This is a genomic window from Mucilaginibacter sp. SJ (genome assembly GCF_028993635.1).
In the GTDB taxonomy this organism is placed as follows: Bacteria; Bacteroidota; Bacteroidia; order Sphingobacteriales; family Sphingobacteriaceae; genus Mucilaginibacter.
Genome location: NZ_CP118631.1, coordinates 3046445 through 3062174 on the forward strand (window position 1 = coordinate 3046445; position 15730 = coordinate 3062174).

Below are 15730 nucleotides of genomic sequence, written 5' to 3' on the forward strand. Positions count from 1 at the left end.
ATGGTTTATATGGTTTTATACTTGGTTATTCAAAATAATTAGGCGTACTAAACCCGCCTTTTTTCAGATATTCATCTTTTTTTACCAGTTGCAGATCTGCCAGTACCATATCCGTCACCAATGCCTGCAGGTCATATTTGGGTTTCCAGCCGAGCTTGTTATAAGCTTTGGCAGCATCTCCAATTAGCAGATCAACCTCTGTCGGCCTGAAATACCTGGGGTCAACTTTTACAACAGTTTGCCCAAACCTCAAAGCCTCCAGGTTCAATCCAAGCGCTATGGCTCTTTCCTCATCAATATCAATGATCACCCCACGCTCGTTTTCATCCTTTCCGCTAAACTCAATCTCAATGCCCAGTTCCATGAAAGCCATCCTTATAAAGTCGCGCACGGTAGTGGTTACCCCGGTTGCAATTACAAAGTCTTCGGCGGTTTCCTGCTGCAGCATCAGCCACATCGCTTCTATATAATCTTTTGCATGCCCCCAATCGCGCTGTGCCGAAAGGTTACCTACATACAAACAGTTTTGCATGCCCAGGGCTATTTTTGATGCTGCCCGGGTAATTTTCCGGGTAACAAAAGTTTCGCCTCTTATTGGGCTTTCATGGTTAAACAAAATCCCGTTGCAGGCATACATACCATAGGCTTCGCGATAATTAACTACAATCCAGTAGCCATATAGTTTTGCCACCGCGTAAGGAGAGCGTGGATAAAAGGGCGTGGTTTCACTTTGGGGCACAGCCTGTACCAAGCCATACAGCTCGGATGTGGAAGCCTGGTAGATGCGTGTTTTTTTGGTGAGGTCGAGAAGCCTTACTGCTTCAAGAATACGGAGTACACCAACACCATCAGCATTGGCGGTATATTCGGGGGTTTCAAAGCTCACTTTTACATGGCTTTGTGCTGCAAGGTTATAAATTTCATCGGGCTGAACTTCCTGGATAAGCCTGATCAGGTTTGTTGAATCGGTGAGGTCGCCATAATGCAGGCTGAATTTGGCGCCTGACTCGTGCGGGTCATGGTATAAATGATCTATCCTGTCGGTATTTAATAAGGATGAGCGGCGTTTAACCCCATGTACCTCATAGCCCTTCTTCAGCAAAAACTCTGCTAAATAAGCGCCATCCTGACCCGTTATTCCTGTTATTAAAGCCTTTTTCATTAATTATGACCGTAGATATTTTAGGTAGTACAATAATATCCAATTTTATTGTAATTACTCCTATGACGCTCAATATATAGGTTTATGCAAGGCGTTATACTACAATTTAATGAAAAAAATATCCGGCTTAAAAAGTTTTAAAAAAGATTAAATTCCGGCAACGGTATCTTCCAGCTCCCGGTACCAATCTGCTCCGTATTTACGGATAAGCGGGTCTTTCAAAAATTCGTGAACGCGTACTTTCAGTTCGTCCCCAAATGAACATGCAGGGCTGCAGATATTCCAACGGTCATAGTTCAAAACATCAAACTCTGGATAAGATGTTATGCGGATAGGATACAAATGGCACGATATGGGTTTTTTCCAATTAACGGCACCTTCTTCATACGCCTTTTCAATACCGCATTTAGTAATGCCGTTTTCCCATATTACATAGGCGCATTCTTTGTTGGTATCAACACAGGGCGTAGTATAATCGCCCTCAAAATCGGTTACGTAAACCCCCTCCTTTTCAATGGTTTTGATACCTTTCGCGGTAAGATAAGGTTTTACTTTGGGATAGATCTCTTTCAGGATGTCAAGTTCATCGGCATTAAGTGGTGCGCCCGAATCTCCTTCGAGGCAGCAGGCACCTTTGCATTTATTTAAATTACATACAAAATTCTCTTTTACTACATCCTCGTGCAGTAATACATTGCCAACCTCAATCATTATCTTTTAAAATCAATCTTTTATAGGGTTCAAAGGATATTTAAGTCCTGTAGCCGATTTCAGGTCCATTGTTACGCTGCCTATCAGCACCTCAACGTGGGCCTTTACCGGGATCCTGTTCTTATCGTTGGTAACCCAAAGGTACAACTTGCTGTTTTTCCGGAAAATCCGCCCCGGAATAATTGCCGGGCTAAATTTAAGACAATTAAATTTACCAAGCGAACACTCAACCGTTTCTGTGCCAACATAGGTTATCTGCATACTGTGAAACCCGTCTTCCAAAAAGTATTGCAGATCAAAGGTATCGCCCTGGTGCAGCTTTGAAACATCAATGGCCCGGGCAAAATAATAGGCTGATACAAAATCAAAGGATTCGCCCTTATACCCGAATGTTCCTTTATTTGCCGTTACCTTCTTGTCTTTCTGATCGAACGTCACATTGTCGGTATGCCTGTACTTGCCTTCGCGCCTGTTTTCGGTATAAAAATAAGGCATCAGCGTTGTTTGGTCAACGTACGATTCGTAACGGTTACGCACTTTATAAAACAGGTCAAAAGAGCCGGCTGTTTTGCCTTCGGCAACAAGATGAAATGTCGGGCGGTCATTATATTTCTTATCGCTGGCTTCTACTTTTATTGTAGCTTCGGCAGCAGTAAAAAAACCATATTTCATCTTGTAGTCCAATTGTTCACCAGCTTTAAAGATCGACTCGTTGATCTTTTTCAATTCCTGGGCAAATGCGCCCGGGCAACAGGCTATAAAAAGCAGTACAGTAAAAAAATATTTATTTATCAGCAGTTTCTTCATTGGTTAATAGCCCTTTTAGCAGGGCTTGTGATATGACAACTGCTATTATAAATGGTTTAAACTTGTTTTTATTGCGTACTGCCACTTAAATACTTAGTCCTTACGCTTATAGATGGGAACTGTTGAACACGGTTCACCAAACATGAGGCTTTTAACCACAGCACTTAGTTTTTTAGTCAACTCAACATAAGCAGATACCGGCACTTCGGTATCACCGCAGCCTTTAAGTACAATGCGCTGCCCGCGGTATTGTTCAAAATCCGCTTTGGCTATTTCCTTTTCAAAAAGTACGGTCTCCAATACCTCTTTATCACCAAAAACAATTTCGCGGGCGTAAGGGGCCATCCGGTTGGCCAGCAGCATATATGCCCAGGCAGGTACAATAGCATCGGCAGTGCAGGTGATACCTACATTTTTGCCCTCATATTGCGCCCAGTCATGTTCCTTTATAAAGTCCCTGAAATCTTTTTCGCGAAGGATCAGGCCATGGAACAGGTTATTTTTAATATCATAAATAACGCGATCGCCGGCAGGATAAAAAGAAGCCGGGTCTAAGGTAACAAGGCCGCTCTGAGCCACCTTGTTTATTATGTTTTCCTGGATATCCATATCTTTTATATGAAAGCTAAAAGCTGAAGGCATAAAGCCTAAAGCCACTTAGCTTGATTATCAATATTTTTATAAACAGCTGAAAGCAGAACGCACAAAGTTTAAAGCTAATACTACTTAACTGCTCTATATAAAAGCCTAACAGACCGTATATAAACAAAAATCCGGGAACGGCTTAACGCTGATCCCGGATGCAAATTTACCTTAAATTTTGTTTAGAAGAATTTAGCCCTGTTATCTTTTACAATTGCATTATCTTTTAATGCATCCAGCACCTGGCCTTGTGAACGTTGTAAAAGCGCCTGGTTAATTTGTTCTTTTTGTTTGATAGCGTTGGTAAGTGCCGGCGGGTTAGTGAAACCATTAACCAGGTATACATAAACACCTTGTGCACCATCAACAGGTTTTGAAATTTTGTTGATTGCCGAACCAAAGATTGAACCGATAACTTTATACTCTGCCGATTGACCCGGGATAATAGGATTGGCAAACACAATGTTTTCAACCGGAACTACCTTGCTGCCTACTTTTTGGGCAACCTGGTCAATTGAAGTACCACCGCTAAGGGCTGCGTCAAATTTCTCTTTCAATTGTTTACCTTTAACCTCATTACGTACCATTGGCTCAATTTGCTTTTTAACAGCCTCAAGAGATAATGTACCTTTAGGTTTAATTTCGGTAAGGCGGCTTACTATATACTGGTCGCCTACGGTAAATACTTTATCGGTAATATCGCCTTTTTCGGCTTTGTAAGCCCATCTAACCACGTCACGTGCGTTATCCAGGCCGGGAAGACCAGAAGCTATCGCAGTAACATCTTCGGCAGTACGGGGCTTCAAGCCTTCTTTTTTAGCTTCTGCCTCAAAATTATCAGGTGTTAATGAGGCTAAGAATGCCTGGGCTTTGCTGTAAGCTACCGTTTGAGTTTTGCTGCTTGCAGTTAACGGTTTATCAACTACACCAACTTTAACCAGTTTAACAGAACCTTTCTGATCTTCAACCTGGATAACGTGGTAGCCAAATTGTGATTTCACAACAAGGATATCGCCTTTATTTGCTTTATAAGCAGCATTGTAATATTCAGGAACTAAATTGCCCTGACCGCCCATTGAGCCATTGGCGTCAAATGAAGGAATTTCACCGCCTTTTACCGCGCTGCCTTTATCGGCAGAGAATGTAGTTGCCAACTCGGCAAATGATTTACCGCCCTGGATTAATTTCTTAATTGAATCGGCTTTAGCTTTAGCTTTTTCTTCACCGCCCGCCGACGCAAGGTCGATCAGGATATGCCTGGTTTTAACCGAATCGAAAGTGGTTTTGGTATCAACCAGCTTAGCTACTTTATAGCTGCCGTTTTCAAGGTAAGGGCCATAAACAAATCCCTTGGCCGCGCTAAACATGGTAGTATCCAGTTTTGGGTCAAGGCTGCCTTTACGCTGATAAGCTAAAGGGGCTTTTGTTTCGGCATTGATCTGTACAAAAAGCGAATCGTTAGGAGTAGTTTTGAATTCATTCGCTAATTTCTCTGCCTGTTGTTTAACTGCCGCCGAATCTTCTTTTGAAGGAGCCGCGTTAAAACTAACGTATTCAAAATTCCTTAACTCCTGCGGAGTTTTAAATGAAGCTTTGTGTGCATCATAATATGCGCTGTAATCAGCATCAGTTAAAGTAACTTTAGCGTCAGGGATTGAAGCATAATCAAGCGATACATATTTAAAATTGGCCAGCTTATTTTTTGCTTCGTAATCATCTGTAGCTTCAAGCGAGTTTACATACAGGCCGTTGGTAACCAAAGTCATGTATTTAGTAGCTTTTTTAGCTTCTATAAGGTCGATCACGAAATCACTCCAGGCTTTTTTCTGAGCAGGGTCGGCTTTGCCTGATTGCAGGTAGGCTTTGAACTGATCATACCTGCTGCGATCGAACTGACCGGTTTGCTGATCGGCAAACTGGCGGGCTATCTGCGGGTCGGGATTGTTATCACCGATCATTACGTTCATTTCATCATCACCAACTGTAAGGCCAAGTTTTTCGATTTCTTTGCCTATCAGCAACTGGCTTAAATACTGGTTCCAGGTAGTTTCCTGCAGATAGCTTGCTATTTGCGGAGAGATACTTTGTCCCTGTTGTTTAAACTGTGCTGAGTTTTGCTCCAGCTTTTCGTTGAATTTGTCATAGGGCACTTTTTCGCCATTAACAATGGCAAGCTCGTTACTATCGTCCCTGAAAAAGGAACCGCCCGATCTTACAACTTCGCTCACAATAAATGCAAGCAGCGCGAAACCAATAAAGAATGCGAGAATCTTCCCCATCCTTTCGCGCAAAAAACCCATTATACCCATATTACATTTATAATTATTCTATTCTTTTTAAGAGGGCGCAAGATACAATTTTTAACAAAATTCTATAACACAAAATTTTCGTTAAAAAAAGTCATTATTGTGTCGCTTTTTCATCTACGTGAAACAGCCCGGTGCTGCTTTTAAAAGTAGGGTTTAAAAGCTTATCATCACTTTCAAAGGTATTGCCGTTCATGACATTACCGCCGCTAAGTGTGGCCTGAACAGGTTTATTAGAGTAAACCCGCTTGGTTACCTGGTCCCAAAATAACTCGTTTGATTTAAAGGTTTCGCCTTTGGCGTTGGTTGCAACTACGTTACCATGAAATTCGATCAGTTTTTCCTGCTCGCGCTGGATACCTGTGTCGGCAATTATATCACCGGCAAACTGGCCTGTGCCGCGGTCATAGTAATCTATCTTTACACCTTTAGGCATAATTTTATAAGGCTTCTTGATTTGGTATTCGATCATCAGCGGGGCAGTAAGATGGATCTCAACCTTGGTCGAATCACTCATGATCAGATCAAGCCCGGTGGTGCGCTGGGCTACCGTATCAACCTCATTAGCTGAAATTTCCCTAACCTTTTTCAGGTCATTTTCGCATGAAGAGATGAAAGCCGCCAATGGCAACAGTAACAGGCATAAAGCCGGTATGTTAACTGCAGGGCGGCTCATGACAACAAATTAGTCGAATTTATACTTGGTAAACCACTTATCGTTAAGGGTAAAGCCGAGGTGAATGTTAACGTAGTTTTCTTTAACCAAACCGTTAACCAACGAACCGCGCTGACCTATCTCTGCCGCGATATTGATTTTGTAGTAACTGCCGTTATTTGAGCGTAAAGGCAGGCCCACACCTACAGTACCGGCATACCGTTTAATTGTAGTACCGTTAATGTGCATATAGGTTTGATCATATATGGCACCTATGCGGTAGTCAACAGTGGCAAGGTAGTTTCTGATGGTTGCTATGTTTGGGGTATATGAACCACCGATATTAAATGTTTTGCTATCCTGTAAGCCCTGGTTTACGCCAGCAATTGATAAGTCGGACCATTTACCCATGGAGTAATCGGCACCCACCAAAAATTTACCATCGCTTTGAAAAGAGATCCCGAACCTGTTGATCTGCGGTAATTTTAATTTTGATTTAGGCCCGGTTGTGCTAACCACGCTATCGGCAGCTACGTTCTGGTTGCCGTTTGCGTCATTAAAATACTGGCTGACAATAAAGCTGCTTTGCGTATGCAGTTTTGAACCCGCCGATGCCGAATAGCCAAATACAAGGTGCTTGGTTTCAGAAAAATCAAATGAATACTGCAAGCCGTAATCATAGTTTATACCGCCTATGGCATTGCTCGATTCAATTTTTGAGTTGATGGCACCTGCCAGGCCGGGAATTTCGGTAGTAGCGATATCTTTAATATTACCAAATATATACGATACGTTTGCCCCTAATAACAAGTGCTTACCGATGCCAAAACCATATCCAAAATATGCTTTTGATAAGCTGCCATCACCGCTGTAGGTATAGTTTGTAACGTTGGTATCCGCAGGTGAACCTGAAGTACCTAATTTATTTACCGTTTTTTTATAATTATAGCCGCGCTCGCTGTATGGCAATAAACCAAAGCTCAGTGCCGAACGTTTTGAGGTAGGGATAGCGAATGCGATGTGGTTAAGCCTGAAATTGCTGTTTTTTTGGCTTGCCGAACCGGTTTGCGACAGGTTTAAAAAGTTTGCATATAAGCCAACATCAATAGTTGTAAGATTAATGGCACCGTATGAAGCCGGATTTATTACGTTGATATTGTTAAAAAGGCTTATCCTGTTTGTAGCTACAGCTATACCGCCCATACCTATGTTTTGGCCCATCAGTTGAGGATCAATATCACCAATACCGTAACGTGAATATGGAGAGCTTGAAGTTGCCGTTGATTGCGCATGTGCTGAAAAAGCGGCAACAGCCAATAAAAGTGTTATAAAAAACCGGGTATATTTAATCATTATGCTTTTGTATAGCTGCGTTTAATCCTTTTAAAACCAAATATGGTTCAATTTTTATGTAGCGGGCAAAGATGCTATTTTTCAATAGAGTATCAAAAAAAATGCTGTCGCCCCCGCTTAGTATAATGTTCAGTTGCCCATCGCCGGTTTTATAACTTTCAATAAAACCGGTAAGCTCATATTTTATTCCGTTTTGCACTCCCGAACGGATGGCTGTGGTTGTATTGTTTCCGTATGGCGTATCAAAACCGGCATCGGGTTCAATAAGCGGCAAACCTGCCGTATAATTGTTCAAAGCCTTATAACGCATATTTAAGCCCGGCGATATGCTGCCGCCAAAATAATTTCCCGCGGTGTCAACACCATCATAAGTAATGGCCGTGCCCCCGGTTATTACCAGGCTATTTTGTCCCGGGAACATATGATATGCACCAATAACAGCTGCCAGCCTGTCGGGCCCAAGGGTTTCAGGGGTTAAATAATGGTTATTTATTCCGCTTGTCATTAATGTATTAAAATGCGTCAGCGAAATTTTTTGCCCCAGCCCGGCCTGCCATGCTTCTGCATTTTTTTTTACCGATGATATGATTGCCTTAACAGGATGGTATTTGTTAAGCAAAGCATCCAGTACCGGCATATCAATGGTTTCATATTGGCTAACCTCAAGTATTTCGTCCAGTTTAAAAACCGCGATTTTGATGAGTGTATTACCAATATCGATAACCAGGCTGGTCATCAGGCCCTAACTATTGATAATATTGATTCAAAAATAGCTAAACCATCTTCATTGGCTAACAAGCCGTCGGCAGCACGCTCCGGGTGCGGCATTAAGCCAAATACATTCCTGCCTAAGTTTGTAACACCTGCAATGTTTTCCAATGACCCGTTAGGGTTCGCGTCGGCAGTGATATTACCGGCCTCATCGCAATACCTGAACATTACCTGGTCGTTATCGTTAAGGGCTTTGATCACATCTGCATCAGCAAAATAATTGCCTTCACCATGTGCAATCGGGATCCTTAGGGGTTGCTGCGGATCAAGCTGAGCGGTAAGTAATGATTGTGTTGTTTGCGGTTTTAAGTAAATGTTGCGGCAAATAAATTTGCGGTTGGTGTTGTGCAATAAAGCACCTGGCAACAAACCGGCCTCGGTCAATATCTGGAAGCCATTGCAAATACCCATTACATAACCACCTTTGGCAGCAAACTGGATAACCTCCTGCATAATTGGCGAAAAACGGGAAATAGCGCCCGAACGCAGGTAATCGCCAAATGAAAAACCACCGGGTAAAACAACAAAGTCAACACCCTGCAGGTCATGATCTTTATGCCATAACCTTACCACTTGCTGACCCATCACTTTCTCTAATACATATATGATATCCTCATCACAATTAGAACCGGGAAATATAACTACTCCAAACTTCATCAGAATTATTTTTTAAATTGGGGTTGAACCTAAATAGCTTATTATATAGTTTCAGGCTACAAAACTAACATAACCGCCGAAATAAGGACGAATGTAAAAGTTAAAATTTGTTAAACTGAAAGTAAATGATGCTGATAAACAACAACAAATACAGTATTTCATAAAACCAGCGCTTGGTCGCATACAAAAAATAATAGGCAAAAAACACCGTTACCGGCACTGCGCAAAGCAAAAAATGGCTCAGGCGAAATTCCGAATTGAGATAAAATGAAAGTGCTGTGATCAGAAAAATAAAAAACAACAGCTGAAATGTTTTACGGATCTGCACGTAGCTTTTAAAGAAATTTTGCTGCAGCTTAAAAAAACAAAGCACTAATATTACAATTACCGGCACCAACAGCAGGTAGTTGTAAGAATTTATGCTGATATGATCGGGAAATTTTTTGCCTAAGGGCGACCAGATATGGCTAAACCGGGGCAGCATATCATTCATAAAATAAATAACCGCAAGAAAAAAGAACACGGTTACATAACCTAATATCGAAATAACCCACTCGCGCCAGTTAAACGGCCTGAATATCATAAGCGCTATCCATATAATCAGGAACAAATAAATAAACGGGAAATAAACAAGCGACCCCACCGCTACAATCAAACCCAGGTCATAAGTTGTTGATTTAACGTCCTCCCCCTTATACAGGTTGAATAATTTAAACAACATCCAGATGAGCAAGAAATTACATAAAAGCGGGGCACTTAAAGTTAAAAAGGGCGTAAACAAGCCCGAAAGAGTGATATACATCAGCGCCGGCAAAAAGGTTGGCTTGCCTAATAAATTATGATGATTAATTAACGAATTAAGCAATAAAGCCTGGATAAATACAAGCCCGCCGGCCAGTATCACATTAAGCAACGGCGAAAACGCGTATTCATATTTTACGGGTACCAGCAGCCGTGCAAAGGGTTCTACAAAAATAAACTCAACCTTTTCGGGAACCTGCACCATGAAACCAATCCGGAGCACGAACAGCAAAATAGCCAGCCATATAACATTAAGGGGATTATAGTTCCTGAAAAGATTGATCATCATGTGCGGCCGTGTTTGCGGTTGCAAAATTAGCAGAAAAACCGCTTAAGTTGCAATGCTTTACTACCTTGTATACTGCTTTACCAGTTTATCAACAATAGCGGCGGTTTCATCCGGAAAATCAACTACAATCTTTTTACTGTCGTTTATCCAGTGGTTTAAATGTCCGTTAAACTTATCATTTATTTCGCTCACCACCGGAACCCCCAACCTGGAGGCCGAAAGCGCGTTACACTGCTGTTCGTATTGCCCTTTCATGGGTATCATCATTACCTTTTTCTGTAAAAACAGGGCTTCGGCCGGCCCTTCAAAACCGCCCCCGGTAAGCAAACCTGTACAGCTTGCCAGGCTCTTATTAAAAGCTTCATTATTTACGGGGAAGATCTCCACGTTTCCTGATTTGTAGGCCTGCTTTTGCCGTTTTGAAAACACCTGCCATTTAACCTCTTTTTCGGCACTTAAATATTTCAGCAGGGTTTTGTCATCATAAGCCGGCAGGTAAACTGTATAATGGCCCAGGTCGGAGGTTTCCATCTGCCTGATCTCACTGCGGATTACCGGCGTATTGATAAAAGTGTCATAACGCTCAAAATGGAAGCCGACATGATAGGTAGTAGGCGAATAGTTTTTTAAAAGCCATTGCGCAAAAGGGTCTTTTTTTTCGGGGCGCGGTGTTTTAGGTGATACAAACGAACATTGATGACTTAAAGATACCGACGGTACACCCCGCAATTTACAAGCCCAGGCGCTTACAGGTTCAAAATCATTGATGATGAGGTCATATTGTTTCAGGGGAAGGCTCCGCAGATCCCGCTGAAACTGGCGCAGGTTCATGATTTTCCAGGTAGCCCAGTTATCCACCCCGCCATTGGTACCAAATACAAAACTTACGCCATGAAAGCGATATTTCAGGGGTTGTGATAATGATACTTCGGCTTCGGTGCCGCTTACCAGCAAATCAACCTCGCCGTATTGTTGCAGCAGGGGCACAATTTCCCTTGCCCGGCTTATATGCCCGTTACCTGTTCCCTGTATACCAAACAGTATCTTCATTAAAATAAATTGTTTTCAAATAGGATGATGATTGTGCGGCGCAGATACAACGGATACACTGATTTATCCGCACCAATATTCAGGGGCTTAATTTAATAAAGAAAAATGTTTTCGGTAAGTAATTTAATCGTGTTCGTGCTTAAAGCGCTCCAACAAGTTTTTAACATCGAGCATAGCGTTCAGATCTTCCGAATCGGTTTTGTCATCTTCATCAGCATCTGTATTGAAATCATCCGGCTTGTATTTAAACACTTCCCATTTGCCGTTGTGATATTCAAGAGCGCTTAAACTTTCCACCCAATCGCCCGAGTTGAGGTAAAGCACCGAGCCTGTATTTTGAGTGGAGGTAATTTCCCTGATTTCGGCATGGTGAATGTGACCGCAGATCACGTAGCCGTATTGTTTATCCACGGCCAGATCGGCCGCGGTTTGCTCAAATTGGTTAATGAATTTTACCGCCTCTTTAAAACTGGCTTTCACCTTTTGCGAAAAGCTCATTTTTTGCCTGCCAATAGCGGTAAGGAACCAGTTTACAAAACTGTTGATCAAAATCAATGTGTCATAACCAACAGCCCCGAGTTTAGCCAGCCATTTGGAGTGCTGCATGGTAACGTCAAACACATCGCCATGAAAGATCCAGGCTTTTTTGCCATCGATATTTAACACGAGCTTATCAAGCAGCTGAAAAGTGCCCATGTTAAAATCGGTAAACTTGCGCAGCATTTCGTCATGGTTGCCGGTTAAATAATAAACCGGGATGCCATCGGTAACAAACTTCAGGATGCGGCGCACCACTTTCATGTGCGCTTCGGGCCAGTATGATTTACTAAATTGCCAAATATCAATAATATCGCCGTTAAGGATAAGGATTTTGGGCTTGATGCTTTTTAAATATTTAAGCAATTCTTTTGCGTGACAGCCGTAAGTACCAAGGTGCACATCAGATATTACTACAATATCAACTTCGCGTTTTGCCATTAAATTAAGGGGGCTATTTTACAGGCCGGCAAGATATGCCGGAAAACAACATTTTCATTAATAAAGCAACGATTACTCGTCGTCCTCATCTTCGTTAACAGTCAATTCATATGGACTTGCATAGAAGCAGCCGACCAGGATCAGCAACCCTATAACTACCAAATAAGCATACTCAAAATTCATCACAAAGATTTTTACAAATGTCTGAAATTTAACATTATCCTACTGTTAAGACTACATTAAATATAAAAGGTTACTTTGCTGTATTAAATTTATTTTTGATCCTGTTAAGTTGTTTCAAGTGGTGCTGCAAATGAATGCGGATAAATTTAAACCATTGCCTGGCATTAAGCATTCCCATACGCGGGTGCTTGTATCTGTTAGCCGGCGATGATTGAGCAATGAGTGGCATAGTCGTTTCAATCCGTTTGCGGCATTTGATGATCAGGTTTTTGGCATCTTCCTTACTGATCTTATTGGCAGCCATTTTATCGCTTACCGCATTGGGCACCGTTGTTTTAACCGGCGGAAATTTACCTAACAACAGCAAGATCCGGCCTTCCCAATTAATGCCTTTTTTTGTTGGCTCGCAATTGCCGTGGGTGCAACGTTCAAGCGCGATTGATGACCCCAGCGTAGCCTGCATAATATGGCTGTAAACCTCGGCAAACGACCAGCCGCCATCCTCCGGGGTGACATCAAACAACTCATCGGGGATAACATCCAGTTGTTTGCGGTATTCATCAAGGGCCGCATCAATAGCTTTACGTTCTTTGGCGATGCTCATAAAAGTAAAGTTAACTCTTTTAAATGAGCAATCTGCACCGGCACATCCTGAGGTTTTTCCGCATTAAAAGGATTAAAATAAATAGCATCCATCCCAAAACCAAGCGCCCCGCGGATATCAGCTTCAATGCTGTCACCAATCATCACACTTTCTTCTTTTGATGCCCCGGCCAGGTCAAGCGCATGCTGAAATATGGCCCTGTCGGGCTTGTTCACACCTACATCTTCGGAGATGATGATATGCTGAAAGTATTTTGCCAGATCGGTCCCCGCGATTTTTATCCGCGTTGAATCTTTAAACCCATTTGAGATCAGGTGCAGGGTATATTTTGATTGCAGATATTGCAATGTTTCGTGCGCATGCGGAAACAGGTTGGTTTTGGTAGGGCAAAGTTTTACATAAGCATCCTCAAAATCAAGCGGCATCAGGTCGGGATGCAAACCAAGATCAGTAAAAGTTGATTTGAAGCGGGCCTCCCGCAGTTCATCTTTAGTGATCTCACCAATATGATACTGTGCCCAAAGACGGTGATTGTTACGGGTATAAGTTTCGATGAACAATTCGGCAGATTGCAGGCCAATTTCGCCAAGCTGGTGAATAACATATAACTCATGCAGGGCCTCTTCGGCATTTTTATCGAAATCCCAGATGGTATGGTCGAGATCAAAGAAGATGTGTTTATACTTTATATCGGATTTCATTTTTATTTCGGATTTCGGATGTTCGATTTCGGAATTTTTTTATTCCTTGATTTAAAAATCGAAAATTCAAAATTAAAAAATCTTAATTACTAAATCCGAAATCGGACATCCGAAATCCCAAATCAAATCACGCTTTTTCCCCAAATGCCAGGTCCCCCGCATCACCTAAACCCGGTACGATATATGATTTGCTGGTCATCTCGTCGTCAACAGCGCAGAGCCAGAGTTTGGCTTTTGGGAGATTGGCCTTAACATGCGCCACACCTTCGGTGCTGGCAATTACAGAGGCAATGTGCAGATCCTTTATTTTATACTGCGCCATTAACTCCTTACAAACCGTTACAATACTTTGCCCGGTAGCCAGCATGGTATCGCACAAAATAAAGATCTTATCGTCCAGGTTAGGGGTTGAGATATGATCAACCTGGATCAAAAAGCTACCGTTGCGTTTCACCTTGCGATAAGCTGTGATAAATGCAGAAGGTGACCGGTCAAAAAACTGCATAAAACCCTGGTGAAAAGGGAGCCCTGCCCGCAATATAATACCCAGCACCGGTTCATCGGCCGGCATGTTAACGCTGGCTGTACCCAAGGGGGTTTGAATTTCTTTGGTTTCGTAATGTAATGATTTGCTCAACTCATAAGCCAGTATGGCTCCTAACCTTTCCTGGTTCTGCCTGAAACGTGCCTTATCCTGCTGAATAACGGCATCCCGTAATTCGGCAAGGAACTGGTTGGCAATGGTATTGGTTTTATTGAGGATAAAAATCATGCTTAAATTTAAGCGTTTTTGAGCAATAGTATCACTATTTGTTTATTAAATGTCATACCGCACCATGGGAAGGATAATAAATTTTGAATATATGTAGTTAACTACGTAGATTTGTACATAAATATTAAAGTTATGGATACTACACCTGTTATCAGCTCACTCAACAATACTTATTGCCAGCAGATCATTGATATCATTTTACCAATTCAGCAAATTGAATTTAACGTGCCTATCACGCTTGAAGCCCAGCCCGACCTGCTTGATATTGAAACCAATTACCACCAAACCGGCGGAGATTTTTGGGGAGCGATATATAACGAACAACTTGTTGGCACCATTGCCCTTATTGCTTTTGATAACAATGCGGCGGCCATACGCAAAATGTTTGTGCTTAAAGAATACCGGGGAAAAGAGCTGGGCATCGCGCAGTTACTACTTAATAATCTTATTGATTATTGTAAACGCAACAACATTACCGACATTTATTTAGGCACAGTTGAGATGCTGAAAGCCGCTCATCGCTTTTATGAAAAAAATGGCTTTACACGCCTTGCCAAACAGGATTTGCCCGAATCATTCCCGCTTATGGCTGCAGATACCATTTTTTATCAGTTACATTTGAACAATTAACAGCGGTATAATGAATGTTATTGACGAATCGGGAATTTTAGCAATTTCAACAAGGTTGCAGCGCCTGGCCGAGCAGCTGCGCAAAGATGGTGTGCTCGTGTACAAAGCCAGTAATATTGATTTTGAACCCAAATGGTTCCCTGTTATTTACACTTTACACTTTAAGCCGCTTTTAAGCGTAGTGGAAATCGCCGCTGAAATTGGCTACACCCACCCTTCAACCATCAGTCTGTTAAAGGAATTGGAAAAAGAGAAATTGATCCGATCAAAAAAGGACAAGGCCGATGAAAGGAAGCGTCTTATCATGTTAACAACAAAAGGCCAGGAACTTATTGAACGGATGAAACCCGTTTGGGAAATTATGAAAGCGGCCGCCGCGGAAATTGCCGATACCCAAAACAACCTGATGAAGGCTATTATTGAAGCTGAAGAGAAAATAAAGCAACAGAGTTTTTTGGACAGGGCATTGCGTTTAAAGGCTGAAATGTGAGTTATTGTAACTAAAAACCATGTCATTTCCTTTGTTTAAATCCGGGGGCCTCTGAAGGTAAATGACAAAAGAGGGCCTGTCAGTCTGAGCCTGTCGAAGACTCGCGCGCAGAGGCCTACCCACCATGCTTCGACGGGCTCAGCATGCAATGTCATTAAGTTAAGAGAT

The 15730-nt window shown here is 42.1% G+C and carries 17 protein-coding genes; 2 read left to right on the top strand and 15 right to left on the bottom strand.

What is annotated here, in order from left to right:
* Window positions 1-25: 25 nt before the first annotated feature.
* The 15 genes from gmd to upp all read right to left on the bottom strand — a co-directional run bounded on the left by gmd (window position 26) and on the right by upp (window position 14442).
* Entirely contained in the window at window positions 26-1162 is a 1137-nt protein-coding gene (gene gmd, locus MusilaSJ_RS12175; RefSeq protein WP_274990194.1) for a GDP-mannose 4,6-dehydratase, read from the bottom strand.
* A gap of 147 nt (window positions 1163-1309) precedes the next feature.
* The gene (locus MusilaSJ_RS12180) at window positions 1310-1873 is read right to left on the bottom strand and encodes a DUF3109 family protein (RefSeq protein ID WP_091174567.1); all 564 of its coding nucleotides are present in this window, start codon (window positions 1871-1873) and stop codon (window positions 1310-1312) included.
* Between the two features lie 12 nt (window positions 1874-1885).
* Window positions 1886-2680 (bottom strand): DUF3108 domain-containing protein, encoded by a 795-nt coding sequence (locus MusilaSJ_RS12185; protein WP_274990195.1) that lies wholly within the window; start codon window positions 2678-2680, stop codon window positions 1886-1888.
* Between the two features lie 93 nt (window positions 2681-2773).
* The gene (locus tag MusilaSJ_RS12190) at window positions 2774-3289 is read right to left on the bottom strand and encodes a DUF2480 family protein (protein ID WP_274990196.1); all 516 of its coding nucleotides are present in this window, start codon (window positions 3287-3289) and stop codon (window positions 2774-2776) included.
* A gap of 215 nt (window positions 3290-3504) precedes the next feature.
* The gene (locus tag MusilaSJ_RS12195; protein ID WP_274990197.1) at window positions 3505-5631 is read right to left on the bottom strand and encodes a peptidylprolyl isomerase; all 2127 of its coding nucleotides are present in this window, start codon (window positions 5629-5631) and stop codon (window positions 3505-3507) included.
* Window positions 5632-5725: 94 nt separating this feature from the next.
* Window positions 5726-6304 (bottom strand): LPS export ABC transporter periplasmic protein LptC, encoded by a 579-nt coding sequence (gene lptC, locus MusilaSJ_RS12200; RefSeq protein WP_274990198.1) that lies wholly within the window; start codon window positions 6302-6304, stop codon window positions 5726-5728.
* 9 nt (window positions 6305-6313) lie between these two features.
* Window positions 6314-7636: a BamG family beta-barrel-assembly machinery protein gene (locus MusilaSJ_RS12205; RefSeq protein WP_274990199.1), complete on the bottom strand. Its 1323-nt coding sequence runs from the start codon at window positions 7634-7636 to the stop codon at window positions 6314-6316.
* Window positions 7629-8372, bottom strand: coding sequence for a type III pantothenate kinase (locus tag MusilaSJ_RS12210; RefSeq protein ID WP_274990200.1), 744 nt, complete (start codon window positions 8370-8372; stop codon window positions 7629-7631). Before MusilaSJ_RS12210 ends, MusilaSJ_RS12205 begins: the two co-directional genes overlap by 8 nt.
* Window positions 8372-9064 carry a phosphoribosylformylglycinamidine synthase subunit PurQ gene (gene purQ / locus MusilaSJ_RS12215; RefSeq protein WP_176627811.1) on the bottom strand — a complete coding sequence of 231 codons (693 nt, stop codon included), beginning with the start codon at window positions 9062-9064 and terminating at the stop codon, window positions 8372-8374. Before purQ ends, MusilaSJ_RS12210 begins: the two co-directional genes overlap by 1 nt.
* A gap of 100 nt (window positions 9065-9164) precedes the next feature.
* Complete coding sequence (locus MusilaSJ_RS12220) at window positions 9165-10154, bottom strand: DUF6427 family protein (protein WP_274990201.1); 990 nt, start codon at window positions 10152-10154, stop codon at window positions 9165-9167.
* 60 nt (window positions 10155-10214) lie between these two features.
* A complete protein-coding gene (locus tag MusilaSJ_RS12225) occupies window positions 10215-11204 on the bottom strand; it encodes a glycosyltransferase family protein (RefSeq protein WP_274990202.1) in 990 nt (329 codons plus the stop codon).
* A 123-nt stretch (window positions 11205-11327) separates the two neighbouring features.
* Window positions 11328-12182: a UDP-2,3-diacylglucosamine diphosphatase gene (locus MusilaSJ_RS12230; RefSeq protein ID WP_090534944.1), complete on the bottom strand. Its 855-nt coding sequence runs from the start codon at window positions 12180-12182 to the stop codon at window positions 11328-11330.
* A 253-nt stretch (window positions 12183-12435) separates the two neighbouring features.
* Entirely contained in the window at window positions 12436-12969 is a 534-nt protein-coding gene (locus tag MusilaSJ_RS12235) for a DinB family protein (RefSeq protein WP_274990203.1), read from the bottom strand.
* Window positions 12966-13670 carry a YjjG family noncanonical pyrimidine nucleotidase gene (locus tag MusilaSJ_RS12240; RefSeq protein ID WP_274990204.1) on the bottom strand — a complete coding sequence of 235 codons (705 nt, stop codon included), beginning with the start codon at window positions 13668-13670 and terminating at the stop codon, window positions 12966-12968. Before MusilaSJ_RS12240 ends, MusilaSJ_RS12235 begins: the two co-directional genes overlap by 4 nt.
* Window positions 13671-13797: 127 nt before the next feature.
* Window positions 13798-14442, bottom strand: a complete 645-nt coding sequence (gene upp, locus MusilaSJ_RS12245) for a uracil phosphoribosyltransferase (protein ID WP_274990205.1) — start codon at window positions 14440-14442, stop codon at window positions 13798-13800.
* A 132-nt stretch (window positions 14443-14574) separates the two neighbouring features.
* Between upp and MusilaSJ_RS12250 the strand changes: the two genes are divergently transcribed.
* The gene (locus MusilaSJ_RS12250; RefSeq protein WP_274990206.1) at window positions 14575-15072 is read left to right on the top strand and encodes a GNAT family N-acetyltransferase; all 498 of its coding nucleotides are present in this window, start codon (window positions 14575-14577) and stop codon (window positions 15070-15072) included.
* A gap of 10 nt (window positions 15073-15082) precedes the next feature.
* Window positions 15083-15562: a MarR family transcriptional regulator gene (locus tag MusilaSJ_RS12255; protein ID WP_274990207.1), complete on the top strand. Its 480-nt coding sequence runs from the start codon at window positions 15083-15085 to the stop codon at window positions 15560-15562.
* Window positions 15563-15730: the final 168 nt, after the last annotated feature.

Bases quoted from the DNA above. Each gene is read 5' to 3' on its own strand.
- lptC (WP_274990198.1), bottom strand. From the start codon at position 6,304: ATGAGCCGCCCTGCAGTTAACATACCGGCTTTATGCCTGTTACTGTTG.
- MusilaSJ_RS12180 (WP_091174567.1), bottom strand. From the start codon at position 1,873: ATGATTGAGGTTGGCAATGTATTACTGCACGAGGATGTAGTAAAAGAG.
- MusilaSJ_RS12220 (WP_274990201.1), bottom strand. From the start codon at position 10,154: ATGATGATCAATCTTTTCAGGAACTATAATCCCCTTAATGTTATATGG.
- MusilaSJ_RS12250 (WP_274990206.1), top strand. From the start codon at position 14,575: ATGGATACTACACCTGTTATCAGCTCACTCAACAATACTTATTGCCAG.
- MusilaSJ_RS12210 (WP_274990200.1), bottom strand. From the start codon at position 8,372: ATGACCAGCCTGGTTATCGATATTGGTAATACACTCATCAAAATCGCG.
- upp (WP_274990205.1), bottom strand. From the start codon at position 14,442: ATGATTTTTATCCTCAATAAAACCAATACCATTGCCAACCAGTTCCTT.
- MusilaSJ_RS12205 (WP_274990199.1), bottom strand. From the start codon at position 7,636: ATGATTAAATATACCCGGTTTTTTATAACACTTTTATTGGCTGTTGCC.
- MusilaSJ_RS12255 (WP_274990207.1), top strand. From the start codon at position 15,083: ATGAATGTTATTGACGAATCGGGAATTTTAGCAATTTCAACAAGGTTG.
- MusilaSJ_RS12185 (WP_274990195.1), bottom strand. From the start codon at position 2,680: ATGAAGAAACTGCTGATAAATAAATATTTTTTTACTGTACTGCTTTTT.
- gmd (WP_274990194.1), bottom strand. From the start codon at position 1,162: ATGAAAAAGGCTTTAATAACAGGAATAACGGGTCAGGATGGCGCTTAT.
- MusilaSJ_RS12235 (WP_274990203.1), bottom strand. From the start codon at position 12,969: ATGAGCATCGCCAAAGAACGTAAAGCTATTGATGCGGCCCTTGATGAA.
- MusilaSJ_RS12230 (WP_090534944.1), bottom strand. From the start codon at position 12,182: ATGGCAAAACGCGAAGTTGATATTGTAGTAATATCTGATGTGCACCTT.
- MusilaSJ_RS12190 (WP_274990196.1), bottom strand. From the start codon at position 3,289: ATGGATATCCAGGAAAACATAATAAACAAGGTGGCTCAGAGCGGCCTT.
- MusilaSJ_RS12240 (WP_274990204.1), bottom strand. From the start codon at position 13,670: ATGAAATCCGATATAAAGTATAAACACATCTTCTTTGATCTCGACCAT.
- MusilaSJ_RS12195 (WP_274990197.1), bottom strand. From the start codon at position 5,631: ATGGGTATAATGGGTTTTTTGCGCGAAAGGATGGGGAAGATTCTCGCA.
- purQ (WP_176627811.1), bottom strand. From the start codon at position 9,064: ATGAAGTTTGGAGTAGTTATATTTCCCGGTTCTAATTGTGATGAGGAT.
- MusilaSJ_RS12225 (WP_274990202.1), bottom strand. From the start codon at position 11,204: ATGAAGATACTGTTTGGTATACAGGGAACAGGTAACGGGCATATAAGC.